Genomic DNA, 24,245 nt, shown 5'->3' on the forward strand with positions numbered 1-24,245 from the left:
ATGGACATGACCCCTCCTCCGAACCGGCCGTCCGCGCCGTTGTGGCTGCTCGCCGAGCTCACGTACCGCTGCCCGCTGCACTGTGCGTTCTGCTACAACCCGGTCGATTTCGCGACGCACGGCGCGGAGCTCGATACCGACGCATGGCGCACGGTGATCAGCGACGCGCGCGCGCTCGGCGCCGCGCAGATCGGCTTTTCCGGCGGCGAACCGCTGCAGCGCGACGACCTGGAGGTGCTGGTCGAGCATGCGCGGTCGCTGGGCTTCTATACCAACCTGATCACGTCGGGCGTGGGCCTGAATGCCGCGCGCATCGGTCGGCTCAAGGCGGCCGGGCTCGATCATATCCAGCTGTCGCTGCAGGATTCGACGCGCGAGCTGAACGACTTCCTGACCAGCACGCGCACCTTCGACCTCAAGCGCGGCGTCGGGCGGCTGATCAAGTCGCACGGCTATCCGATGGTGCTGAACTGCGTGCTGCATCGCTACAACCTGCCGCACGTCGGCCAGATCATCGAGATGGCGCTCGACCTTGGCGCGGATTTTCTCGAACTCGCGAATACGCAGTACTACGGCTGGGCGATGCTGAATCGCGACCAGCTGATGCCGACCGCCGAACAGCTGCGCGAAGCGGAGGAAACGGTCAACCGCTACCGCAAGCTCGTCGGCGAACGGTGCAAGATCCTGTTCGTCGTGCCCGACTACTTCGAGCAGCGGCCGAAGGCCTGCATGAACGGCTGGGGCTCGGTGTTCCTCGGCGTCGCACCGGACGGTACCGCGCTGCCGTGCCATGCCGCGCGCGGATTGCCCGGTCTCGAGCTGCCGAACGTGCGCGACCGATCGCTGAAGGACATCTGGTATGAAAGCGACGCGTTCAACGCGTTTCGCGGTGACGGCTGGATGCGCGACCCGTGCCGCACCTGTGACGAGCGCCATGCGGATCATGGCGGGTGCCGCTGCCAGGCGTACATGCTGGCCGGCGATCCTGCGCAGGCCGATCCGGTCTGCGCGAAGTCCCCGCATCACGGCCGTGTCGAACAGGCCGTGCAGTTCGCGCGACGGGCAGGGCGGCAGGACGAGCGTCCGCTGATCTTTCGCAGTGCTGCGAATTCTGTCGGGCGTTGAGTGGCGCGTGCCGCTGTATCGGGCACGTCACTTTCTTGACTTCCTGGACGATTGCCGCGCCGCCTGCCCGAGCAACGCAGCGAATGCGGCTTCGTCCACGCGCAGCCCTCGCGGCGAGTGGCGCACCTCCAGCGCCGCGAGCATCCCGGCTTCGAACGCATCGAGCACCGCCGGGTGGATGTAGCAGCGTCGGCACACGGCCGGCGTGTTGCGCAATATGTCGGCGACGGCCCGCACCGTTTCTACGATCTGCTTGCGCGCCTGCGTGACGTCCTCATGCGGGATGTGCCGCAGCAATGCCAGCGCCTGAACACTGCCCGCCCACGTCCGGTAATCCTTCGCGGTGAACTCCGCGCCTGCTGCTTCGCGCAGATACGCGTTCACGTCGGACGAGCCGATCGAATGACGTGTGCCGTCGTCGTCCACATACTGGAACAGCTCGTGCCCGGGCAACTCCGCGCAGCGCCGCACGATCCGGCCGACGCGCGGGTCTTCGACGGTCACGTCATGCTCGATGCCGCTCTTGCCCGTGAAGCGCAGGCGAACCTGTCCAGGGTGGATCGTCACGTGGCGCTTGCGCAGGGTCGTCAGCCCGTACGACGCGTTCTCGCGTGCATATTCGGCGTTGCCGATCCGCGCGAGCGTCGTGTCGAGCAACCGCACGATCGTCGCGACGATCTTGTCGCGCGGCATTCCGGGCAGTGCGAGATCACGCGCGACGCGCGTGCGGATGCGCGGCAGCGCGCGGGCGAAGGCCGCCATCCGCGCGTACTTGTTTGCGTCGCGCGTCTCGCGCCACTGCGGGTGATAGCGATACTGCTTGCGCCCGCGTGCATCACGCCCCGTCGCCTGCAAATGGCCGCGCGGATCCATGCAGATCCAGACGTCGGTATACGCCGGCGGAATCGCTAGCGCATCGATGCGGGCGATTTCATCGGCGTCGCGGATCCGGACGCCGTCCTGCGTGTAGTACGCGAAGCCATGGCGCAACCGCCGGCGCGTGTAGCCGGGATGCCGGTCGTCGACATGGCGCAGCGGCGCGGCAAGACCCGCTCCGGTTTCGTTGCCGGGGCTGCTTCGGGACGTACGTTTCTTCATGCCGCAAGCCGCCAGCGAAGCGGCGTATCCATGTGCGGCGATCGGTGTTCACGCGCGACGGACATCGTTGTTCTCCTTCTTGTCGGAGCGGCCGTCGCGGGGCGCGAACGGCGCTTGCCAGTGCGACAGCAAATTCCGTGCGCCGCCGCGGAATACGCGGCCCCACCGACGTCGAAACGGTTGGGGCAGGCGACGATCCGGCGCTAGGTGTTTATACGTATGCCGATACCGATATCGCTTCAATCCAATATTTCATTGGAAGGTTATCGGACTTGTTTCTAGACTGATCCGGGGCGTACATACCGGGCCGGCCGCATGCGCCGGCCGGCACCGCCCCGAACCGCATCCGCGCCACGCAGAACCACAACAGCACGGCATCGCGCCAGGCAGGCGCCGCGGCATACAACGACATCATCGGAGACGGACCATGACATTCATCAGGAAGCTGACGGCCGGTGCGCTCGTCGCCGCGGCGACGGTATTCGCTTCGGGTGCGCACGCGCAGCAAAAGCCGATCACGCTCGGGTTCTCGCAGGTCGGCGCGGAAAGCGCGTGGCGCACCGCCAACACCGTGTCGGTGAAGAGCGCGGCGAAGGACGCCGGCGTCAACCTGAAATTCTCGGACGCGCAGCAGAAGCAGGAGAACCAGATCCGCGCGATCCGCTCGTTCATCGCGCAGAAGGTCGACGTGATCGCGTTCTCGCCGGTTGTCGAGTCGGGCTGGGAGCCGGTGCTGACCGAAGCGAAGGCGGCCCATATTCCGGTGATCCTGACCGATCGTGGCGTCGACGTGAAGGATCCGTCGCTGTACGTGACGATGATCGGTTCCGACTTCCTCGAGGAAGGGCGGCGCGCCGGCCACTGGATGGAAGAGCGCTTCAAGAACGATGCGGGCCCGATCAATATCGTCGAGCTGCAGGGCACGGTCGGTTCCGCACCGGCCAACGACCGCCGCGCGGGCCTGCTCGAAGTGATCAAGAACAATCCGAAGTTCAAGGTGATCGCATCGCAAAGCGGCGACTTCACGCTCGCCGGCGGCAAGCAGGTGATGGAAGCGTTCGCGAAGACCTACGGCAAGCAGATCAACGTCGTCTACGCGCACAACGACGACATGGCGCTCGGCGCGATCCAGGCGATGGAAGAGGCCGGCATCAAGCCCGGCAAGGACGTGAGCGTCGTGTCGTTCGATGCGACCAAGGGCGGCTTCCAGGCGATGGTCGCCGGCAAGATCAACGTCGACGTCGAATGCAGCCCGCTGCTCGGCCCGCAGCTGATGACCGCGGTGAAGGACGTGGTCGCCGGCAAGCAGCTGCCGAAGCGCATCGTCACGAACGAGACGGTGTTCCCGATGAGCGTCGCGGCGCAGGTGCTGCCGACCCGCAAGTACTGAGTCCCGGCGGACGCGGGCGGCGGCGTGGCTGCCGCCGTCAGCCTTCCGCCTCGAATCGAGGGCGATCCATGACGAATCCGCCGGTGGTCGAGATGATCGGCATCGACAAGGCGTTCCCGGGCGTGAACGCGCTGCAGCGCGTGAACTTCCGGTTGTTTCCGGGCGAAATTCATGCACTGATGGGCCAGAACGGCGCGGGCAAGTCGACGCTGATCAACGTGCTGACCGGCGTGCACGCGCACGACGCGGGCGAGATTCGCGTCGGCGACGCACCGGTGCGGTTCGCCGCGCCGCGCGAGGCCGAGGCGGCCGGGATCCAGACGCTGTATCAGGAAGTGAACCTGTGCGCGAACCTGTCGGTCGCCGAGAACATCTTCGCGGGGCGGCAGCCGATGCGGCGCGGCGCGATCGACTGGAAGACGATCCACGCGCGCTCGCGCGATGCACTCGCCGAGCTCGACCTGTCGCTCGACGTCACGCGCTCGCTCGACGCGTATCCGATCGCGGTGCAGCAGATGGTCGCGATCGCGCGGGCCGTGTCGGTCGACGCACGCGTGCTGATTCTCGACGAACCGACGTCGAGTCTCGACGACGGCGAGGTTGCTCGGCTCTTCGACGTGCTGCGCCGACTGAAGGCGTCGGGGATGGCGATCCTGTTCGTCACGCACTTTCTCGAACAGACTTATGCGGTGTCCGACCGGATCACCGTGATGCGCAACGGCGAGCGCGAAGGCGAGTACCTCGCGCGCGACCTGCCGGTCGATATGCTCGTCGCGAAAATGACCGCCCGCGAACCGATGTCCGGCAAGCTGCAGGCACGCGCGGCGGCCGTGCAGCGGGATGCCGATGCGGCTGCGCCGTTCCTGTCGATGCAGCAGGCTGGCCGGCGCGGGATGATGAGCCCGCTCGATCTCGACGTGCGGCCCGGCGAAATCGTCGGGCTGGCCGGGCTGCTCGGCTCGGGGCGCACGGAAACCGCGCGGCTCGCGTTCGCGGCCGAACGCACCGACACCGGTGCGATCGAGATCGACGGCGCGCGCAAGCGGCTCGCGTCGCCGCACGATGCCGTGCGCAACGGGATCGCGTATTGCCCCGAGGATCGCAAGAAGGAGGGGATCGTCGCGGCGTTGTCGATCCGCGAGAACATCGTCCTCGCGCTGCAGGCCCGGCGCGGCTGGTGGCGGCTGATCGGCCGCGCGCGCCAGCGCGAACTCGCCGAGACGTACATCGCGAGGCTCGGCATCAAGGCGCGCGACGCGGAGCAGCCGATCGGGCTGCTGTCCGGCGGCAACCAGCAGAAGGTGCTGCTCGCGCGTTGGCTCGCGACGGCGCCGAAGCTGCTGATCCTCGACGAGCCGACGCGCGGCATCGACGTCGCCGCGAAATTCGACATCATGGAGCGCGTGCTCGCTCTGTGCGCGCAGGGGCTCGCGATCCTGTTCATCTCATCGGAGATCAGCGAAGTGGTGCGCGTGAGTCACCGCATCGCGGTGCTGCGCGATCGCCGCAAGGTCGCCGAACTGACCGGTGCCGAGGCGTCGGAGGAACACGTGTATCAACTGATCGCGGGAGGCCGGTCATGATCCGGTTACGCACGTTGCTTCGCCATCCGCTCGTATGGCCGGTGCTGACGCTCGCGCTGCTGTTCGCGCTCGACGTCGCACATCGGCCGGGCTTCCTGTCGATCGCAGTGCTCGACGGCCACTTGTTTGGCGCACCGATCGACATCCTGAATCGCGCGGCACCGCTCGTGATCGTGTCCCTTGGCATGACGCTCGTGATCGCGACGCGCGGGATCGACATCTCGGTCGGCGCGATCGTCGCGATCGCCGGCGCGGCCGCGGCGATCGTGCTCGACGGCGATCCGACGCGGGTCGGTGCGGCGCTGGCGGCCGCGCTATGCGTGGGGTTGCTCGCGGGGGCATGGAACGGTGTGCTCGTCGCGTTCGTCGGGATGCAGCCGATCATCGCGACGCTGATCCTGATGGTCGCCGGACGCGGTATCGCGCAATTGCTGACTGGCGGACAGATCATCCCGATCGGTGCGCCGGGCTACCTCGAACTCGGCGGCGGCTATCTCGCGGCCGTGCCGTGCTCGGTCTGGATCGCGATCGCGACGATTGCGGCGACCGCGCTGCTGGTGAACCGCACGGCGCTCGGCCTGTTCATCCGCGCGATCGGCGTGAACCCGGTCGCGACGCGGCTCGTGGGCTTGCGCGCGGGGGCGGTCGTGTTCGGCGTCTATCTGTTCTCCGGCGTGATGTCGGCGCTCGCCGGCATCCTCGCCAGCTCGAACGTGCGCAGCGCCGACGGCAACAACGCGGGGCTGCTGCTCGAACTCGACGCGATCCTCGCGGTGACGCTCGGTGGCACGTCGCTGCTCGGCGGCCGCTTCAGCCTCGCGGGTTCCGTGCTTGGTGCGCTGATCATCCAGACGCTCACCTACACGACGTATTCGATCGGCGTGCCACCGGAGGCGACACTCGTCGTGAAGGCGCTCGTCGTGATCGTCGTGACGCTGATCCAGTCGGACGCGGCGCGCGCGCTGGTGATCCAGCGTGCGTCGCGGCTGCTGTCTTCCACCCGTTCACGCGCCACCACCGGAGCCACGCCGCGATGAACCGATTCTTCGCATCGCTTACCGACCCGCGCACGCTGCCGATCGTCGTGACGATCGTGCTGTTCGCCGCACTGTTCGGCTTCGGATCCGTGATGTATACGGGCTTTTTCTCGATGCAGGTGCTGACCGGGCTGCTCGTCGACAACGCGTTCCTGCTGATCGTCGCGATCGGGATGACGTTCGTGATCGTGTCGGGCGGTATCGACCTGTCGGTCGGCTCGGTCGTTGCGCTGACAACGATATTCTGCGCGGTCGGCGCTGAACGATTGCACTGGCCCGTCTGGGCGATCGTGCCGCTCGTGCTCGTGTTCGGCGCGCTGTACGGCGGGGCGATGGGCGCGCTGATTCATTACTTCAGGTTGCAGCCGTTCATCGTCACGCTCGCCGGGATGTTTCTCGCGCGCGGCGCATGCTTCCTCATCACGACGCAGTCGATCACGATCAACGAGCCGACCTTCCATGCGCTCGCGGGCGTCAGCATGCCGGTCGGCGGCGGGACGCTGAGCGCCGGCGCGCTGATTGCGCTCGCGACGCTGGCCGCCGCGATCTACGTCGCGCATTTCACGCGCTTCGGCCGTAACGTGTATGCGGTTGGTGGCAACGAGCGATCGGCGCTGCTGATGGGGTTGCCGGTCGCGCGCACGAAGGTCGGCGTGTATGCGCTGAGCGGCTTCTGTTCGGCGCTCGGCGGCGTGGTGTTCACGTTGTACGTGCTGTCCGGCTACGGGCTGCAGGCGCAGGGGATGGAGCTCGACGCGATCGCCGCGACCGTGATCGGCGGCACGCTGCTCACGGGCGGTGTGGGGTACGTGATCGGGTCGGTGTTCGGCGTCGGTATCCTCGGCACGATCCAGGTGCTCATCACGTTCGACGGCACGCTGAGTTCGTGGTGGACGCGGATCGTGATCGGCGCGCTGCTGTGCGTGTTCTGTCTGCTGCAGCGGGTCATCGAGCGGCACGCGGCGCGGCGGCGTAGCGGTGGGACCGGGCTCGATCCGAAACGGCGGAAGCGGGAAGTCGCGCAGGCCGGGTCAGCCGCGCCGGGTGACGATGCGGCGCTGGTGTCGACGATGCGGCGGTTGTGGCGGTTCACGCCGTCGGCGGCGCGCCGGTGACGAATACGCAGGTCCGGCCATATCCCTATCCCGTTCGGCGTTGAACGACGCATCGGCGATGCCGACAGGTTTTGGCGACTCGGCCGGCCGCTCGATCGCGTGCAGGTCCAGCGCATCGAGCGGATCACGTACCGCCTGCACGAACGCCGCATGCGTGCAGGCCGAGTCTTTCCACGATATCGGCAAGGCGGCCATTGCTGGCGAGCACGGCCGGTTCGTCGAACGCAGCGCCGGTCTTGCCGGCGCGCGTAAGCGACGATTAGAACCGATGACGCAGCCCGAGATTGACCAGGGCCTGCTTTTTCGTGCCGTTGTAGCCGTATGAACCGATCGACGCCTGTGCCGGCATCGCACCGCCGGCGCCGTCAGCGGTATTCCCGCTTGCATGCTGATAGGCGGCCGTCATGTATACATCCGTACGCTTCGACAGGTTGTAATCGGCACCGACGGATGCCTGGTGGTAGTTCGCCGCGGTGTCGCCGCCCGACTTCGTGAAGCTGTAACCGACCCCGACGAGCAGCGCCGCGGACGCCTGGTAGTTCAGGAAGCCTTGGGCGGTATTGTAGTGTTCGTTCTTCGCGAACACCGACGCACCGTCGCGTCGATATTGCGCGTTGCTGTAGCCGGCGCCCACGGTGAACGCACCGAGCACATACTGACCGGCCACGCGAGCGATGCCGATTGAATGGGCCGTCTGGTAGCCGGTATTGATTGCGCTGTCGAACGTGCCGTCCGACGTGCTCGACCATGTCGTGCGACTGCCCGTGACGGGATTCGCGTTGGCTGCATAGAAGTAGCCGCCGGCGAGGCTCAGCGGACCGTTGCTGTACGACACGCCGGCCGAATACGATTGCTTCGAGCCGGTGCTGCCCGCGACACCGCCCAGCGAGTACATCGCTTCGAACTGGAGTCCGGCGATGACGGGCGACGTGTATTTGATTGCGTTGTCGACGCGGAAGCTGTTGTCGTAGTTGTCGACATCGCCGGCGGTGGCGAACACGCTGCCGAAGTAGTTGTCGGCGGTGATCGGCTGCACGAGATCGATCAGCGGATCATATTGGCGACCGAGCGTGATCGAGCCATACCGATTGCTGGTCAGCCCGACATAGGCCTGGCGGCCGAACATGCGGCTACCCTGACCGAGGCCGCCCGTACTCGGATTGAAACCGTTTTCCAGCTGGAAGATCGCCGCCAGGCCACCGCCGAGATCTTCCGAACCCTTGAGCCCCCAACGGCTGCCGGACAGATTGCCGGCGCTGCTGTTGCCGAGCGCCCAAAGGTTCTTGCCGCCATCGGCGTTGCGCACGTACGTGATCGACGTATCGATCGTCCCGTACAGCGTCACGCTCGACTGCGCGTGGGCTACGCCGGCCATCGCGACCGACGCGGTCGCAAGTACAGGAAAAATAGCGTGTTTCATGGTCTCTCCTTTTGTGTAAGCATGCCTGCGTTCAAATGAACGGAAGCAGACTACATCGAGAGATTTCGAATGCGAAATTAAAAAGGCGCGGTGTCTCTAAAAAATAACGGAGGATAATGCGTTTCGGCTTCTGCAGATCGGTCGAATTGACGATGCTTTTGATCGAAGTGGAGTGTGCGGAGAGATTGAAGCGAGCATTTTTTGATGGATGAATGAAAGTGAAGCGGCTCGATATAGTCGCGATACGTCAATGGTTTGATTGAATCGGACTTCGTCGATTTTTTGGAACGATTTTCGATTTTATGATTGGCGAGCTGGGGGCGAGTCGGCACGGAGTCGGCACGGAGTCGGCACGGAGTCGGCACTCACGTTTGTCGTGCAGCCTCATCGTCAGGGGTATGTGCCGACTCGTCGGGAAATCGCACCGTGGCGTATCGGAAGATCCGGGGCGAGACGTGTGCGGAATCGGGCCGGTAAGGAAACTGTATCGAGTGATGGTGGTGCTGACACGCTCATTTCCCAGGCTGGCGTGCAATGCGTGCCGCATGCTATGGCGCTACAGGCACTGGGGTATGAATCTCATGGTTCACTCCGCGAACGACGCCATCCGGAAAAGGAGACGTTTTCAAGCGGCGTGTCGCATTGGAAAATTCCGGTTATGGGTGTTGCAGATGCTGGAATCAGTGTCCGGCAGATTCGAACACGATGGCGAATCGATAATCGCCGAACGATGCGTGAGATCGACGTGCGGGCCGCCCGTCCGATTGAATGGCGTGCGCAAAGCCTGTTCGATGACGCTTCGCAGTGAGCGCAATCATCGCGGTTGAAGTCATGCCGGCAGGAATTCGATTTCCGAGTGTGATCGATTGAGGAGGGCGCCGCCACGCGTCGGATATCGATGCGCACGTCGCACGATCATACCCGTAGCGATTCGCTATCCTGATTGATTGGCAAGGCAACATCTTCGAGTCACGTGTCACCGCATGCGCCATCGGATGCCGTTCGGGCACTGCGACGCGTATCGTCCACCGCCTGACGAGTGCATGCGGCCCGTAGGCGAACAGTGTATGCGTCGCACCGGCACCGCCGCGAGAGGAACGAAGTCCCGTTTCAGTGGCGGAATGAGCTTCGTACGATTGACGCCTGGCAAATATCACGATCGGCTGGCGGCAGATCCGCAGGTTTCGGAAACCGATGGCCCTGGTGGTGTGACGTGCAGGCCTTGGCGCACGTCGGGTTTAATATTACGAAATATTGGAGAATTCCCATCCGTGCGTATTTATCTGATGAAATGAGGCTATCATCGGTAAATATGGTTTTGAATGCATATGGAAAAATTTTCTTAATATGGCAAACGTTAAAACGCTTGCCATTTATGATTTTTTTGTATCGCGCTTGTATGGCAAAGTTTGCAAGGTAATATCCCCTCCCGCAGAAGGTTGCATTGCGCTCATTTTTGTCTCTTCCACTTCGACTGTCGAGGCGGCGGACGAAGCGAACGGGGCCACTCCTTGTGACCAATAGCGTCATGTTTTGTCCGGAATTGAACGCATGTTCTATTTCGAGCATGAAACATGCGCTGTACCATGTGTTGCAAAAATGTTACGTCAATGATCTGGAGCAAACCTTCGTAACTTTGTGCCGCCACGCCAGCCCCTATTCTTGATTATCAACCAGTAATTGGTTCCACATCATCGCCTTGATTGATTCCGTCAACAATGAGGCGGGATCGGACACCGACGGAACGGCCGACGATTTAGCCGCATATGATGCGCTGCAGAAAATGCAAAAAATTGTTAAGAGGCCGAGATGATGCAAATAGTGCCGAACGATACGACTACGGGGTTCAGAGTGAGCGGTGACCGGGGAAGAAGCGTCGGTCGTCGGCCGGACAGCGTCATCATCCTGCTGCTCGACGGCTTTTCAATTATGCAAATGGGCAGGCTGGCCGCGGTATTCGAGCTTGCAAATCAGCTCGAAGGCGTGAATGTCGCGTTTGCCGATCGCTATGAATTGCGGCTTTATTCCAGTCACGGTGGCGCTGTTCGTTCGTCGTCGGGTGTACAGATCTGGACGGAAGCGGCTCGGCCGCTCGATGCGAGCAGTGTGAAGGCCATGTTCGTGCTCGGTGGACAGGGGCGCGCAGGCGGCCTCGACGATGCGTTCATCAGCTGGTTGCAGCATGCCCATCAGCGCGCCCGCGTGGTCAAGGGCGATAATGCCGGCGCCGAAATGCTGGCGGCGATTCGCCTGAACCAGAAAGTTCCGGAGGTCGTACCGCAAGCGGCGCTTGCCGTTGGCGGTATGGGTGAATCGGGGCCATCCGACGACGATGGTGAAGGCATGTTTGCGGCCGCGTTGTCGATCGTCGTGCGTGACGCTGGCTACGAAGTCGCGCAAGAGATCGTCTCGTACATGATGCCGGGGGCGAACAGGAAATTCGCGAGCGTTCTGTTCGGGGCGCAGGAGGCGCGAGCCAGTGAATTGATTCGCGCGGCCGCACAACATCTTCGGGCGAACAGTGCGAATCGCATCTCGATCGCCAATGCAGCGCAGGCCGCAGCGATGAGTGAGCGGAATTTCCTGCGGCGCTTCAAGAACGAAATCGGCGTGACGCCAACCGAATTCGTGCTGCGGGTGCGGCTCGAAAAGGCGTGCTCCATGCTGGTCGAGACGGATTTGCCCGCCGACAAGGTCGCGCGGCGAGTCGGCCTCGGCAGTGGAGACCGGCTGGCCAAGCTTTTCCGCCAGCATCTGTCGATGTCGCCGACGGAGTATCGCGCGGCCGCTCGGGACAGAATGTTCTCATCGGTCGGCGGGTCGGACATGCGCAACGGGACATCGTCGCTTTGACGCCCGCGCCGGGATAACGACCGGCGTTGGGTCGCCGATTTGTCCGTGGGAGCAGCGCCAGCCCGATTTCAGGCGGACGTGCCGAAGTAGGTTCGCGTATTCGAATGGACCGTTTGATCGGCGACGATCTCGTCGGCGGTCGCCCATCGGTAGGCAGTGTGCTGCGCGTTCGGCAGCGACACGAGGTCGAACTTGCCCCGCAGCTTGTATCCCATCACGACATAGTGCGTCGAGATGCCTGGTTCGCCGCCAAAGTTGTCTTCGTAGAGGTGATCGTAGATGCCGATCAGTTCTGCATCGGCGCGTTCCAGACCGCTGCATCCGAGTTCGTCGCGCGCGATACGATTGAATGCATCGTCGAGACGTTCATTCTTGCGAATCCGGCCGCCCGGCACGAACCAGAAACCTTGTGCGGGACGATTGACACGGTGACCGAGTAGATACGCGCCATCGCCATTCGATATGATCAGGTCGATCGCAACGAGCGGGGTCGCGTCGACGACGCGCAAGAAAGTGTCCAGCGGAAGCATGGCGGATGGGCTCCTGGAAGTCTGTCGAAGTGCACCGGCGTCGTTGCGCGTTCGAGGCGACTCGGTCACGGCAATGACATGCCAGCTTCGTCGATGAGCGAACTGCGGATGTCCGTGTGCACGCATCTCATCATGGCTAGTCGAGATTGCGCTCGTCGGCCAAAACACCGAAGCAATCCGCCAATTGCAGGAAGCGGATCGGGTGTGACGGCGCAATGCCCGTCGAGAAACGTGTGCGCGTGCATCAATACAATTTCATTCGGCCATGATCGTGGTCGAAGCCGCCATCTCGTTTTGAAACGGTCGATTCGACGTTACGCTTTTGTCTGGCCTTTCGAGGAGACGCGTTCACCCCGGAACTCTCCTCGGAATTTTGCCTGCGTGCCGTGTGGCACGCAGGCCTTTTTATTCATCACGGGTCGAGTTGCACGTACCGCGAATGTCAGTCGCCGTCGTTCGAGTCGTGGATCCGAAATACGGTACATGCCGCTTGGCTTCGAATATTGCGAAGCAGTCCGAATTTTGTTGCGCCAGTGTCGCGCTTCGCGTCGCGCTTCGCGTCGCGCGTCACCCGAAGGAAACGTACGGTAACTGGTTGGCGGAATCGTCGGATCAATTGTCATGTCCGGCATGCTGCATTGCAATGTACGCTATCGGCATCGAACCGCGCGCCATCTGATGCGCGGTATCTTGCCGAAAACGGAGCATCGCCGCCATGAACGTCGCGCTTCTGATCTTCTCGAGGATCTGTTTCGTCTGGATTCTCGTCTACCTCGTCTTCAGCACCGCGTCGGGTCTTTGGGCCGGCGCACGACATGGTCAGGGGCTGCTGCTGCTCGAATTTCAGTCGCGCCGGGCTCGCGGCTCGCGTGAGGTGGCGCGAGCTCGAATCTTGAAAAAGATGGCGCTGTCGGCGCTGTTTGCGTTACCCGTGGCGATTGCGTCGCTCGTTGCGAGCGCGGTGATGTCGTAGACGCCCGACTCGCGTGTGCGTCGTCACGCGGCTGGAGCAAGCACCAGCCGGCCCGAACTCAAAAAAATACAAGGAACTGAAGGCGGCGGATTGCTGCATCGCGTCGTCAGCGTGTTTCGCCAGGCGCCGGGCTGGCGGATCCGGGCTAATCGGCTTCGCGCGGCACCCGTGGCCGAATACGACGCATCGATGCAGGCTGATCGTCAACGACGCCGATCCCGTTGCGCCACCGTACCGTCGAGTTCCAGGGCCGAATCGACTTCTCCACGACGATGCCCGCCGACACATGATCATGTCGCACCACATTGCTTGCTGTCGTGATTCATGCACGACGGCGCCCCGCACCTTGCCGAACGCCTGACCTTCCGTGGGGCGCATCACGACGCTTCGATCACCGAATGACTGCCATCGAATATCACTCGCTCGTCATGCGAGCGCCGCTGTTTCTGCAAGCTCTTCGTCATCCGTTTCGCTGTGTCGAGGTAGTCAGAAACCGCCAACATTTGGCCGATCAGGGAAATCCCGCAGACTAATCCGACGACTGTTTGTTCGAATCGGCCAGTGTTTAAACGCCATTCGGCGCCCTCGGTATGATGCGTCGCAACGGAGCAAAAAACGTCGATCCAGAACGACCGAAGTTGATTGGACTGATTGTCCGAGAGCACGCCATGACGCACACGAGTGTCGATCATTCGGGAGATGAAGCGGCAGCAGATATTGGGGGAAAGCAGTCACGCAGGAATCGGGATATTGGCGTTGTCGTCTTCGAGGGGTTCTCGTTGTTCGCGGCGGGCGCGGTATTCGAGGTGTTCGAAGTAGCCAATGAAATCTATGCGCCGCGCGCGACAGGGCTTCCGCTGTACGACATTCGCTTCTATTCGTCGAAAGGTGGAAACATCGTTTGGTCGTCGGCCATCAGCGTGCGGACATTCGCATGCGATGCGGGCTCGGCGCACGCATTCGATGCGCTATTCGTCGCGGGTGGAGAAGGTGCGCGTCGCGCGTCGCGCGACGCCCGGGTGATCGACTGGTTGCGGATCGTGCTGCCGAAGGCGGGCATGGTCGAGACGATCGGTGAAGGCAGGATGTTGATCGATGCGGCGCTGAATGGTTCGCATGTGATCGATGCCGTGGATGCGGTGCGCGTGGGTCGCGGCGGCTACGAGCCTGTAACAGCCGCATTGGCGCTCATCGAACGCGACCTGGGTGGCGACGCGGTGCGAGGCATTGCGGCGCGGCTCGCGCTGAGCGACGCATTCGAGCCGGCCGAGCAGGAGGGTGAAGTGCGCAGTGGCACGCCTGCCGACCGGGTCCGCGCGACGGCGAGCTGGTTGCGCAGGAACTGTGGAAGAGCCATATCCGTCAGCGATGCGGTGCGGGTTGCCGCAATGAGCGAACGGAACTTCCTGCGGCATTTCAAGCAGGAAATCGGCGTGACGCCGTCCGAATTTCTGCTGCAGGTTCGCCTGGAGCGCACGGTGCAGATGTTGATGGAAACCGATTTGCCGATCGGCACGATCGCGCGGCAATGCGGGTGGGGGAACGGTGATCGCCTGGCCAAAATTTTTCGGCGGCACCTCGACGTGACACCCTCGGAATACCGGTTCCAGGCACGCTCGAGCCAGACGGAACTGGAGTTGTAGAGAAGGCTGGATAAGCTTCGGCGAAGGGACGGAGCTCATTCCCGGATTTTCAGATCGAATCATTGCCTGAGAGAATAGGAGTGCAGATTATGTCGGCATCCATCGAAACAGAGCGCGGCGAAACAGGATCGATCGGCTCAGGTCGCGCCGACACCGTCGACGTGAAAGTCAGCGTCGCGCCCGTCGTTCTCGCGGGCGGATCGGGGTCGCGCTTGTGGCCCATGTCGCGCGAACAGTATCCGAAGCAGTTGATCGGCGTACTGGGTGCGGATTCTCTGCTGCAGGCAACCGTCCAGCGAATGACGGGTTTTTCGATCGAAGAAGGCGATGTATCGGCGCCGATCGTCGTTTGCGGCGACGAGCATCGTTTCGTCACGGCGGAGCAGCTTCGGGCAAGCGGACTCGATGCCCGCGTCATCGTTGAGCCGGCCCGACGCGATACGGCGCCCGCGCTGACGCTGGCGGTCGCTGCCGCCAGTGCGGACGGGAAAGACGCGATCGTCGTCGCGATGCCGGCCGATCACGCCATTGCCGATACCGCCGCGTTTCACCGTGCGATTGCACTCGCGGTGGAGCATGCGCGGCGCGGCGCGATCGCGACGCTTGGCGTGCCGCCGACCCGGCCCGATTCGGGGTTCGGCTATATCAAGATCGGCGAGGCCCTTGGTGCCGGTGCGCACCGCATCGAGCGATTCGTCGAGAAGCCGGCCGCCGAACTCGCGGCGCAGTACGTCGAGTCGGGTTCGTACTGGTGGAACAGCGGCATTTTCGTCGTGCGCGCGAGCGTCTGGCTCGACACGTTGCGCACGCTCCAGCCCGATATGCACGCCGCATGCCTCACGGCACACGTGCATGGCAAGCACGATGGCCCATTCTTCCGGCCGCATGAGGATGCCTTTCTTCAGTCGCCTTCGGATTCGATCGACTACGCGGTGATGGAACGCCTCGTGTCCGACGCGAGCCTGGTGGAGGGCGTGGTCGTGCCGCTCGATGCAGGCTGGTCGGATCTCGGCTCGTGGGATGCGGTTTGGGAGGCACTCGACAAGGATGCGGACGGCAACGTCGGGCGCGGCAAGGTCGTGTTCGAAGGTGCGACGTCGAGCTTCGTGCATTCGGAAGGGCGGCTCGTCGCATGTGTCGGCATGACCAATGCCGTCGTCGTGGAAACCGCAGATGCGGTGCTGGTGGCGGACCGCTCGCGCGTCCAGGACGTGAAGGGTCTCGTGAACCGGATCCGTGCGCAGCAGGCGCCGGAAGCCGACACGCACCGGAAGGTGCGTCGCCCGTGGGGCTACTACGACTCGATCGATCACGGCGCCCGATTCCAGGTCAAGCGCATCGTCGTGCATCCGGGCGGACGGTTGTCGCTTCAACTGCACCACCACCGTGCCGAGCACTGGATCGTCGTGAGCGGAACTGCACTCGTTACCCGCGGGGACGAGCAATTCATGCTCGGCGAAAACGAGTCCACCTTCATTCCGCTTGGTGTGACGCATCGGCTCGAGAACCCGGGAAAGTTGCCGCTCGAGCTCATCGAAGTGCAATCGGGATCGTATCTCGGCGAGGACGACATCGTGCGGTTCGACGATACGTACGGGCGCGCGTAATGCCCCGAATCGACTGTGATCGTTGGCGTCAGACGGGAGATTGAAATGTTCGGTCTACAAGGCTTGATGGCTCGAGTCGTGGATATCGCGTTGATCGTCGCCGGCTCGTTGCTTGCGTCGCAATTTCGCTATCAGACGGTTTCCGAGGGGCACTTCGACAGCGCACTCGTCACGTTTGCGATTGCGTTCACGCTGGTGCTGTTTCCGGTATTCGGCGTGTACGAATCGTGGCGGGGACGGTCGATGCTGAGGTTGAGCGGGAAGATCTCGCTCGCGTGGCTCGTCGTACAGGCGTGCGGGATCGTGTTGATGTTCTCGCTCCATCGCTCGGACGTGATCTCCAGGCTGTGGTTCGTGTACTGGACCGCGATGACCGGGAGTGCGCTGATCGCATCGCGAATCGTGACGCATCTGTTTCTGCGAAGTGTTCGTTATGCGGGCATCAACCTGCGCAGTGTCGCCGTGGTCGGACACGCTCAGCATTGCCAACAGGTGGTTAGAAACATCGAGGAGTCGCCGGCAAGCGGATTCCGGCCGGCAGCTGTATTCGACCTGCGCCCGGTTACCGCGAATCCCTCGCAGCGCGTGCCGGTATTCACAGAGCTCGATTCGTTCGCGCAGTTCGTCCGCGAGAACGGTGTTCAGGAAATCTGGCTTGCGCTGCCTTTGTCGGAGGAGGCGACCGTTCTGCGGTTCGTCAATACGTTCGGTGACGATCTCGTGAACATCCGCTTCATTCCCGATGTGCGCAGCGTCGCGCTGTTCGACGGCGCGATGATCGACCTCATCGGCGCGCCGGCGATCAATCTCGTGGCGTCGCCGCTACCGCGCCATGCGATGTGGCAGAAGGAGGTGTTCGATCGCCTGTTTGCTGCAGTCGCGCTGGTGGCGTTGATGCCGCTGATGGTGCTGATCGCCATCGCGGTGAAGTTGTCGTCGCGCGGGCCGGTGTTCTTCAAGCAATACCGCAAGGGTGCGGACGGGCGCAAGTTCCAGATACTGAAGTTCCGCACGATGCGCGTGCACGCCGAACAGGCTGGCGTCGTTACGCAGGCGACGAAGAGCGACTCGCGCATCACAAGGGTCGGGCGCTTTCTCAGACGAACCAGTCTCGACGAGCTGCCGCAGTTTCTTAACGTGCTGCGCGGGGAGATGTCAGTGGTCGGGCCGCGGCCGCATGCGATCGAGCACGATCGGCTTTATCAGAAAGTCGTCGATGGGTACATCCATCGTTATCGAATCAAGCCGGGGATTACCGGATGGGCCCAGGTGAACGGGTATCGCGGGGAAACCGATCGTCTCGAGAAGATGCAGAAGCGCGTCGAGTATGACCTTTATTACCTGCGGAACTGGTCGTTTGCGCTGGATATGCGGATCGTGTTGGCGACGGTGGCGAAGGGGTTGGTGAATGCGAATGCCTATTGAGCGGATATCCGGGAGTTCGCGCGTTCAGATGGATTCGAAATTTTCAGCGTGCGTTGTGCAACAACGTGCGTCCAGGGTAAACGGATGAAACTTGCGGAAAGTGTTTTGATGATGAGGACAACGACGCGAAGCGAGCGTGAAAGGTTTCGGTATCCGATCGGCCGCATGCCGGCGACGCTCCTGGTTGCATCATGCGCCGCACTGTCGGCTTGCACATTCGCACCCGGCATGCGGATGCAAGCGCCAGCGTCGATTGCCGTCACTGCAGCCGACAACCAGCATCCGGCAGCGCGAGCGGACGTACCCGTCACCGAAATTACGGTCGATCTGATCAGGCAGGTCAGGGAGCAGCGTCAGGAGGCTGGCACCCCTGAATATGCCGCGCTTTTTTCGAAGCCTGCACCGTACCTGATCGGCCCGGGTGATGTCCTGCAAATCACGGTGTGGGATCACCCGGAACTGGTCGAATCGCAAGGTCCCCAGCTTTCCACGCCGAGTTCGCGGCCGTTCGATCCCGCCCCGGGACACTTGGTGGATCAGAACGGCGACCTTCAGTTTCCGTATATCGGCAAGCTGCACGTCGCCTCGCTCCAACCCGAAGAGGTTCAGAAAAAGCTGACGGCCGCGCTGGCGAACGTGTTTCGCAATCCGCAGGTGACGGTACGCGTCGCATCGTTCCGGTCGAAGCAGATCTATGTGGATGGTGAAGTGCATACGCCCGGGGCAGTTCCGGTCAACGATGTACCGATGACGTTGTATGAGGCGGTAACGCGTGCCGGCGGATTCAGTGCCACAGCCGACCAGAGTCGAATGGTGCTCGTGCGTGGCGCGAAGTCTTATCCGATCAATCTCACTGCAATGCTCGCACGCGGGGAGAATCCGGCGCATGTCGTGCTTCGGAACGGCGATCTGCTGCGCGTGCTACCGCGCGATCAGAACGGCGTGTACGTGATGGGCGAGGTCAACAAGCCGATGACGGCCCTGCCGATGCGGGACGGGTCGCTTTCGCTCAGCGACGCGATCTCGCAGGCGGGCAGCATCAACGTCAACACGGCCGATGCCGCCCAAATGTATGTGATTCGTGGCGCGTTGAATGCCGAGCCGCATGTCTTTCATCTCGACGCACGTTCGCCTGTTGCGATGGTTTTGGCCAACCAGTTTCAGCTTCAGCCGAATGACGTCGTCTATGTCGATGGCAACGGTCTGGTTCGTCTGAACCGGGTGCTCAGTCTGCTGTTGCCGGCTGTGAATGCCGGACTGACGGCGGCGGTGGTGACGAAGTAATCGACACGTAGCCGAACGGATGCGGTGGGCGTTCGCGGCATTTCATCGAGCGAGCGGTTCCGAATTTCAGCAGGACATTTGCAAACCCCCAGGCGGCGAACAGGGGATGTGGAGTGAAAACATGACACGCAAGGTAGCGCTAATCACCGGTGTGACCGGACAGGACGGATCGTATCTGGCAGAGCTTTTGCTGGAAAAAGGTTACGAGGTGCATGGCATCAAACGCCGCGCGTCGCTGTTCAATACCGATCGTATCGACCATCTTTACCAGGATCCGCATGTATCGGATCGTCGATTCGTGCTGCACCACGGCGATTTGACGGACTCGACGAGCATCGTGCGCATTGTCCAGCGCGTTCAGCCCGACGAGATCTATAACCTTGCCGCACAGAGCCACGTCGCGGTGTCGTTCGAGGAACCCGAGTATACGGCGAACGCTGACGGTATCGGCGCGCTGCGCGTGCTCGAGGCGATTCGCATCCTGTCCCTCGAGGGAAAAACGCGCTTTTACCAGGCGTCGACATCCGAGCTCTACGGGCTCGTCCAGGAGACTCCGCAGCGCGAGACGACACCGTTCTACCCACGCAGCCCGTATGCCGTCGCCAAGCTTTACGCGTACTGGATCACCGTGAATTATCGCGAAGCCTATGGCCTCTATGCGTGCAACGGCATTCTTTTCAATCACGAATCTCCGGTGCGCGGCGAAACCTTCGTGACGAGAAAGATTACCCGCGCACTGTCGCGCATCGCGGCGGGCCTGCAGGATTGCCTGTATCTCGGCAACCTGTCCGCCCTGCGCGACTGGGGGCATGCGCGCGACTACGTCGAGATGCAATGGCTGATGCTCCAGCAGGAGCAGGCGGAAGACTTCGTCATTGCGACGGGAATCCAGCACAGTGTTCGAAAGTTCGTCGAATGCGCGGCACTCGAATTGGGAATTGTTCTGCGATTCGAAGGATCGGGTGTCGACGAGATTGCTATTGTGGATGCGGTCGAGAATGCCGAGCTCAAGGTTAAGCGAGGCGACGTGATCGTGCGTGTCGATCCGCGCTACTTCCGTCCAACGGAAGTTGAAACTCTGCTCGGCGATGCCACGAATGCGCGAAAGAAACTCGGGTGGACGCCCAAGATTTCTTTCGAGGACTTGGTAAAGGAAATGGTCCGTGCCGACTATCAGGCGGCAAAACGCGATGCATTGATCAAACTGGCCGGTTTCACGGCATTCGCATACAACGAGTAACGAAATGGGCGAGCACATCAGAGTATTCGTCGCGGGCCACAATGGCATGGTCGGACGTGCGATCGTCCGCCGGCTGTCGGCAATGAAATCCTGCACGGTCGTCACTCGCACGCGAGCGGAACTCGATCTCGCCGACGGCGACGCGGTCGAGGCGTTCTTCCAGAGCGAGGCGATCGACCACGTGTACCTGGCGGCGGCCAAGGTTGGTGGCATCCAGGCCAACGCGGTGTATCCGGCCGATTTCATCTATGACAATCTCATGATCGCGGCGAACGTCATTCACCATGCGTATCGCGCAGCTGTTCATAGGCTGATGTTCTTCGGCTCATCATGCATTTATCCGAAATTCTCCGAGCAGCCGATCCCGGAACACGCCCTGCTTTCCGGGTATCTCGAGCCGACCAACGAACCGTATGCGATTGCCAAGATAGCAGGACTCAAGCTTTGCGAGAGCTACAACAGGCAGTATGGCACCGACTTTCGCAGCGTCATGCCAACCAACCTGTACGGTCCGGGCGACAACTACCATGCGGAGAACAGTCACGTGGTGCCGGCGCTGATACGCAGGATGCATGAAGCGAAGACCGGCGGCAGCGCATCGGTGACGGTCTGGGGCAGCGGGAACCCGAAACGCGAGCTGCTCTACGTGGACGATCTCGCGACTGCCGCCGTGGCCATCATGCAGATCCCGGCGGATGAGTGGAAGCATGCGAGACGGCCACCGACCGCGCATATCAACGTTGGCACCGGTGTGGACCTGTCGATCGCCGATCTGGCTCGGACGATCGCCAAGGTCGTCGGATTCGACGGCGAGATCGTCTTCGACACGTCGAAGCCGGATGGCACTCCCCGGAAGCTTCTCGATGTGGGCGAACTCCATTCGCTCGGAATACGCGCTACAACTGGCCTCAAAGAGGGGCTGGCCATCGCGTACGCGGATTATCAGGCGAGATACGCGGAATTCGCGACGTCGTAGAACGCAGCGTGCGGCCAGCGTGCCGGGATGGCCAAGGTCGCGTGCCGTCATGCGCCTCCGGTTGCCTCGGAGCATTTCCATCGTGATGTGTCTGACGTGTCGCAGTGGGCGTCCGGCGTAACTCAGGACGATACCGGGAAATATCGATGATTCGATCCATTTTGGTTGTCTGTATCGGAAATATATGTCGCAGCCCGATGGCCGAGGCCATGCTGGCGAGCGAGCTTCCGGATTGCATCGTGCAATCCGCGGGTGTGGGCGCGCTGGTCGGGGAGCAGGCGGACCCAGTCGCCAGGGAATTGATGAGGGCGAGAGGCCTCGACATCGAAGGTCATCGTGCACGGCAACTGCTGCGCTCGCATTGCATGCACGCCGATCTATTGCTCGTTATGGACATGGAGCAGAAGCGCTATGTCGAAAGGTTGAATCCCCTGTCGAGAGGGCGGGTGTTTCGCCTGGGGGAATTCGGCGATGCCGATATTCAAGATCCGTTCAGGCGCGGTCGGGAGGCGTTCGAGACGGCCCTCGACTCGATCGAACAAGGCGTGAGCGCGTGGTCGGAAAGGATTGCGACTACAGGCCGGCGCGTCACGGAACCGGATGCACTGCAGACGCGGTGAGCGGCTGGCATCCCGGCAAGGCCGGTGAAGGGATGAAAGGCCCCGATTCGGACACGTTTCAGCAACTCAACCAATTGAACCAAGCCCATGCAAGAAGCAGATGAATTCCTGTCCAAGCAACGCAGTTCCCCAGCCGAGGAAAGCCCGAGTCTCGGCGAGCACCTGGCCGCGCTGCTGGAATATAGGAACGTAATTCTCGCGTTCGCGCTCGGTGCAGCGTTGCTGGGCGCCGTGTATGCGTTGATCACGAAACCTACCTACGAGTCGAACATCGTGGTGCAGGTCGAAGAGAACGGCAATTCCATCGGGTCGGCTCTGGGCGATCTGGCAAGCATGTTCGAACTGAAGACGGCTGCTACGACGGAGATCGAGATTCTGAGGTCACGCATGATCCTCGGTCCCACCGTGGATGCAGTGCATCTGGATATCGACGCGAAGCCGACCTATTTCCCGCTGTTTGGCCGTTTCCTCGCGTCACGGTTGCCGGTGCCCGTCGATGGAGCGCCTCGCCTGAACCTGCCTTCCTTCGCATGGGGGAACGAGGCAATCGAAGTCACGCAGATGGAGGTGCCGTCGCAGTACAACGGTCGCATCTGGACGGTGACCGCGCTGCCGAACGGCCAGTACGGCCTACGTTCTCCCGACGACGAGGCGGTGGCTGATCATTGCGACGTCGGCAACGTGTGCCGTGCGTCGGTCCCGGGCGGCGTGGTCACGGTTAAAGTCGAGCGCCTCGTCGGCCGGCCGGGGACGCGATTTCAGCTCGTTCACTCGAAGCGTCTCGATGTCATCACGCGACTTCAGAAGTCTCTCAACATCTCGGAGCAAGGGAAAGATTCTGGCATCATCAGCACGGTCTGGCGCAGCGACGATCCGCACAAGACCCAGGCGGTGCTAAACGAGATTGCGCGGCGGTATGTCAAACAGAACGTCGACAGAAAGTCCGAGGAAGCCGACAACATGATTCGGTTCCTCGACCGCCAGTTGCCGGGGTTGAAGGACAATCTGACGAAGGCGGAAACGAAATACAACAATTACAGGACGAAAAATACCATCGTCGATCTGCCCGTCGAGGCGCAGAGCTTGCTGAATCAGATCGTGCAGGCGGAGGTTCAGAAGAGCCAGCTCGTGCTTCAACGTGACCAGTTGCTTCAACGTTTCACTCGGCAGCATCCGGACGTCGACGCGGTCAATCGACAGCTCGATACCGTCAACGCTCGGATCGCCGGATTCAACCAGCGACTGAAAGCGATTCCGGCCAATGAGCAGGATACCGTCGGCCTCGCTCGTGACGCAATGGTTGCCCAGGAAATCTATACCACGCTGCTCAACAACGTTGAGCAATTGAGGGTGCTGAAGGCGGGCAAGACCGGCAACGTCCGTCTGCTTGACGGCGCGGAGTTGATTACAGTGCCGGTATGGCCGCGTCCCGGCCTGATCATCCTCGTGGCCACGACGCTCGGCATATTCCTCGGGCTGGTCACCGCCTTCGCGTTCAAGGCGTTGCGCAGCGGCATCGAGGATCCGGCAGAAGTGGAAGACAAGTTCGGGATTCCGGTCTATGCGACGATTCCGCATAGTGAGCGACAGTCGACGTTCGGACGAGTCGAGAGATCGGGCGGCAGCGATACGCCGTTGCTGGCCAAGGCCGCACCGACCGACCTCGCCGTCGAAGCCATCCGCAGCTTGCGCACTGCACTGCAGTTCGCTCAATTCGACGCCAAAAACAACATTCTTATGCTGACCGGCCCCGCGCCGGGCGTGGGCAAGTCGTTCATTGCCATCAACCTCGCCGCACTGATGGCGAGTACGGGAAAGAGAGTATTGCTGATCGACGGCGATCTCCGTCGCGGATACCTGCACCGTTACGTCGGTGCGGCGCGAGGGCGCGGATTGACGGAGTTGATCAGATCAGGTGGAGATGTCGGCGAATTCATTCAGCGCGATACGCTCGTGAACGGACTTGACTTCATGCCTACCGGTGAACTGCCGCCGAATGCGGCCGAGCTGCTGCTGCATCCCAACTTCGAGAAGGTGTTGAATCAGCTGTCGTCCCGATACGACAACGTCATTGTCGATACCCCGCCGGTTCTGGCCGTCACGGACCCAGCCATCGTCGGCCGCTATGCGGGTGTGACGCTGCTGGTGTTGCGCTTCGGCGCGAATCCGCCGCGAGAAGTGGAAATGGCAATCAAGCAGTTGCGCCAGGGGGGCGGGACGCTGAAAGGCGTGATCTTTAACGATCTCCCTCTGAACACCGGGGGGTATGCATACGGGAAATACAAGTACGCGTACCAGTACGAATACGCACCGCGGCAATGATTTC

19 protein-coding genes are annotated in these 24,245 nt (G+C 62.2%); 15 read left to right on the top strand and 4 right to left on the bottom strand.

Annotated features, from left to right (window positions below):
• On the top strand, positions 1–1,125 hold the full coding sequence (gene pqqE / locus WS75_RS15900; RefSeq protein WP_373558507.1) for a pyrroloquinoline quinone biosynthesis protein PqqE: 1,125 nt from the start codon (positions 1–3) through the stop codon (positions 1,123–1,125).
• Between the two features lie 27 nt (positions 1,126–1,152).
• Here pqqE and WS75_RS15905 read toward each other — a convergent pair whose 3' ends face one another.
• The gene (locus WS75_RS15905) at positions 1,153–2,223 is read right to left on the bottom strand and encodes a DNA topoisomerase IB (RefSeq protein WP_059681337.1); all 1,071 of its coding nucleotides are present in this window, start codon (positions 2,221–2,223) and stop codon (positions 1,153–1,155) included.
• A 427-nt stretch (positions 2,224–2,650) separates the two neighbouring features.
• On the opposite strand from WS75_RS15905, the gene WS75_RS15910 reads away from it, so the two are divergent.
• The 4 genes from WS75_RS15910 (at position 2,651) to yjfF (ending at position 7,348) form a co-directional block, all read left to right on the top strand.
• Positions 2,651–3,613: an ABC transporter substrate-binding protein gene (locus tag WS75_RS15910; protein ID WP_059681338.1), complete on the top strand. Its 963-nt coding sequence runs from the start codon at positions 2,651–2,653 to the stop codon at positions 3,611–3,613.
• A 68-nt stretch (positions 3,614–3,681) separates the two neighbouring features.
• The gene (locus tag WS75_RS15915; RefSeq protein ID WP_059681339.1) at positions 3,682–5,196 is read left to right on the top strand and encodes a sugar ABC transporter ATP-binding protein; all 1,515 of its coding nucleotides are present in this window, start codon (positions 3,682–3,684) and stop codon (positions 5,194–5,196) included.
• The gene (locus WS75_RS15920) at positions 5,193–6,233 is read left to right on the top strand and encodes an ABC transporter permease (protein ID WP_059681340.1); all 1,041 of its coding nucleotides are present in this window, start codon (positions 5,193–5,195) and stop codon (positions 6,231–6,233) included. The genes WS75_RS15915 and WS75_RS15920 overlap by 4 nt, the downstream gene beginning before the upstream one ends.
• Positions 6,230–7,348 carry a galactofuranose ABC transporter, permease protein YjfF gene (yjfF, locus tag WS75_RS15925; protein WP_059681341.1) on the top strand — a complete coding sequence of 373 codons (1,119 nt, stop codon included), beginning with the start codon at positions 6,230–6,232 and terminating at the stop codon, positions 7,346–7,348. The genes WS75_RS15920 and yjfF overlap by 4 nt, the downstream gene beginning before the upstream one ends.
• Before the next feature lie 259 nt (positions 7,349–7,607).
• Here yjfF and WS75_RS15930 read toward each other — a convergent pair whose 3' ends face one another.
• On the bottom strand, positions 7,608–8,768 hold the full coding sequence (locus WS75_RS15930) for a porin (protein WP_059681342.1): 1,161 nt from the start codon (positions 8,766–8,768) through the stop codon (positions 7,608–7,610).
• Between the two features lie 1,809 nt (positions 8,769–10,577).
• Between WS75_RS15930 and WS75_RS15935 the strand changes: the two genes are divergently transcribed.
• On the top strand, positions 10,578–11,621 hold the full coding sequence (locus WS75_RS15935; RefSeq protein ID WP_082729616.1) for a GlxA family transcriptional regulator: 1,044 nt from the start codon (positions 10,578–10,580) through the stop codon (positions 11,619–11,621).
• Between the two features lie 68 nt (positions 11,622–11,689).
• On the opposite strand, the gene WS75_RS15940 is transcribed toward WS75_RS15935, so the two are convergent.
• Positions 11,690–12,151 carry a GDP-mannose mannosyl hydrolase gene (locus WS75_RS15940; protein WP_059681343.1) on the bottom strand — a complete coding sequence of 154 codons (462 nt, stop codon included), beginning with the start codon at positions 12,149–12,151 and terminating at the stop codon, positions 11,690–11,692.
• 715 nt (positions 12,152–12,866) lie between these two features.
• Between WS75_RS15940 and WS75_RS15945 the strand changes: the two genes are divergently transcribed.
• Positions 12,867–13,124: a hypothetical protein gene (locus WS75_RS15945; protein WP_059681344.1), complete on the top strand. Its 258-nt coding sequence runs from the start codon at positions 12,867–12,869 to the stop codon at positions 13,122–13,124.
• 377 nt (positions 13,125–13,501) lie between these two features.
• On the opposite strand, the gene WS75_RS33615 is transcribed toward WS75_RS15945, so the two are convergent.
• Positions 13,502–13,816, bottom strand: coding sequence for a hypothetical protein (locus tag WS75_RS33615; RefSeq protein ID WP_156429801.1), 315 nt, complete (start codon positions 13,814–13,816; stop codon positions 13,502–13,504).
• On the opposite strand from WS75_RS33615, the gene WS75_RS15950 reads away from it, so the two are divergent.
• From WS75_RS15950 to WS75_RS15985, 8 genes are all read left to right on the top strand, one after another.
• On the top strand, positions 13,793–14,767 hold the full coding sequence (locus WS75_RS15950) for a GlxA family transcriptional regulator (protein WP_059681345.1): 975 nt from the start codon (positions 13,793–13,795) through the stop codon (positions 14,765–14,767). The genes WS75_RS33615 and WS75_RS15950 overlap by 24 nt on opposite strands.
• An 89-nt stretch (positions 14,768–14,856) precedes the next feature.
• The gene (locus WS75_RS15955; RefSeq protein WP_059681346.1) at positions 14,857–16,374 is read left to right on the top strand and encodes a mannose-1-phosphate guanylyltransferase/mannose-6-phosphate isomerase; all 1,518 of its coding nucleotides are present in this window, start codon (positions 14,857–14,859) and stop codon (positions 16,372–16,374) included.
• A gap of 45 nt (positions 16,375–16,419) precedes the next feature.
• Complete coding sequence (locus tag WS75_RS15960; protein ID WP_059681347.1) at positions 16,420–17,799, top strand: undecaprenyl-phosphate glucose phosphotransferase; 1,380 nt, start codon at positions 16,420–16,422, stop codon at positions 17,797–17,799.
• Positions 17,800–17,964: 165 nt separating this feature from the next.
• Positions 17,965–19,083 carry a polysaccharide biosynthesis/export family protein gene (locus WS75_RS15965; protein ID WP_059681348.1) on the top strand — a complete coding sequence of 373 codons (1,119 nt, stop codon included), beginning with the start codon at positions 17,965–17,967 and terminating at the stop codon, positions 19,081–19,083.
• A gap of 121 nt (positions 19,084–19,204) precedes the next feature.
• Positions 19,205–20,323: a GDP-mannose 4,6-dehydratase gene (gmd, locus tag WS75_RS15970; RefSeq protein WP_059681375.1), complete on the top strand. Its 1,119-nt coding sequence runs from the start codon at positions 19,205–19,207 to the stop codon at positions 20,321–20,323.
• Between the two features lie 4 nt (positions 20,324–20,327).
• Positions 20,328–21,299 (top strand): GDP-L-fucose synthase family protein, encoded by a 972-nt coding sequence (locus WS75_RS15975; RefSeq protein WP_059681349.1) that lies wholly within the window; start codon positions 20,328–20,330, stop codon positions 21,297–21,299.
• 146 nt (positions 21,300–21,445) lie between these two features.
• On the top strand, positions 21,446–21,919 hold the full coding sequence (locus WS75_RS15980; RefSeq protein ID WP_059681376.1) for a low molecular weight protein-tyrosine-phosphatase: 474 nt from the start codon (positions 21,446–21,448) through the stop codon (positions 21,917–21,919).
• A gap of 87 nt (positions 21,920–22,006) precedes the next feature.
• Positions 22,007–24,241 (top strand): polysaccharide biosynthesis tyrosine autokinase, encoded by a 2,235-nt coding sequence (locus WS75_RS15985; protein ID WP_059681350.1) that lies wholly within the window; start codon positions 22,007–22,009, stop codon positions 24,239–24,241.
• Positions 24,242–24,245: the final 4 nt, after the last annotated feature.

Origin of the sequence: Burkholderia sp. FL-7-2-10-S1-D7 (assembly GCF_001524185.1) — a bacterium.
Taxonomy (GTDB): Bacteria; Pseudomonadota; Gammaproteobacteria; order Burkholderiales; family Burkholderiaceae; genus Burkholderia; species Burkholderia diffusa.

Excerpts from the sequence above, each read along its gene's own strand:
- pqqE (WP_373558507.1), top strand. The coding sequence starts at position 1 with ATGGACATGACCCCTCCTCCGAACCGGCCGTCCGCGCCGTTGTGGCTG.
- WS75_RS15905 (WP_059681337.1), bottom strand. The coding sequence starts at position 2,223 with ATGAAGAAACGTACGTCCCGAAGCAGCCCCGGCAACGAAACCGGAGCG.
- WS75_RS15910 (WP_059681338.1), top strand. The coding sequence starts at position 2,651 with ATGACATTCATCAGGAAGCTGACGGCCGGTGCGCTCGTCGCCGCGGCG.
- WS75_RS15915 (WP_059681339.1), top strand. The coding sequence starts at position 3,682 with ATGACGAATCCGCCGGTGGTCGAGATGATCGGCATCGACAAGGCGTTC.
- WS75_RS15920 (WP_059681340.1), top strand. The coding sequence starts at position 5,193 with ATGATCCGGTTACGCACGTTGCTTCGCCATCCGCTCGTATGGCCGGTG.
- yjfF (WP_059681341.1), top strand. The coding sequence starts at position 6,230 with ATGAACCGATTCTTCGCATCGCTTACCGACCCGCGCACGCTGCCGATC.
- WS75_RS15930 (WP_059681342.1), bottom strand. The coding sequence starts at position 8,768 with ATGAAACACGCTATTTTTCCTGTACTTGCGACCGCGTCGGTCGCGATG.
- WS75_RS15935 (WP_082729616.1), top strand. The coding sequence starts at position 10,578 with ATGATGCAAATAGTGCCGAACGATACGACTACGGGGTTCAGAGTGAGC.
- WS75_RS15940 (WP_059681343.1), bottom strand. The coding sequence starts at position 12,151 with ATGCTTCCGCTGGACACTTTCTTGCGCGTCGTCGACGCGACCCCGCTC.
- WS75_RS15945 (WP_059681344.1), top strand. The coding sequence starts at position 12,867 with ATGAACGTCGCGCTTCTGATCTTCTCGAGGATCTGTTTCGTCTGGATT.
- WS75_RS15950 (WP_059681345.1), top strand. The coding sequence starts at position 13,793 with ATGACGCACACGAGTGTCGATCATTCGGGAGATGAAGCGGCAGCAGAT.
- WS75_RS33615 (WP_156429801.1), bottom strand. The coding sequence starts at position 13,816 with ATGATCGACACTCGTGTGCGTCATGGCGTGCTCTCGGACAATCAGTCC.
- WS75_RS15955 (WP_059681346.1), top strand. The coding sequence starts at position 14,857 with ATGTCGGCATCCATCGAAACAGAGCGCGGCGAAACAGGATCGATCGGC.
- WS75_RS15960 (WP_059681347.1), top strand. The coding sequence starts at position 16,420 with ATGTTCGGTCTACAAGGCTTGATGGCTCGAGTCGTGGATATCGCGTTG.
- WS75_RS15965 (WP_059681348.1), top strand. The coding sequence starts at position 17,965 with ATGCCGGCGACGCTCCTGGTTGCATCATGCGCCGCACTGTCGGCTTGC.
- gmd (WP_059681375.1), top strand. The coding sequence starts at position 19,205 with ATGACACGCAAGGTAGCGCTAATCACCGGTGTGACCGGACAGGACGGA.
- WS75_RS15975 (WP_059681349.1), top strand. The coding sequence starts at position 20,328 with ATGGGCGAGCACATCAGAGTATTCGTCGCGGGCCACAATGGCATGGTC.
- WS75_RS15980 (WP_059681376.1), top strand. The coding sequence starts at position 21,446 with ATGATTCGATCCATTTTGGTTGTCTGTATCGGAAATATATGTCGCAGC.
- WS75_RS15985 (WP_059681350.1), top strand. The coding sequence starts at position 22,007 with ATGCAAGAAGCAGATGAATTCCTGTCCAAGCAACGCAGTTCCCCAGCC.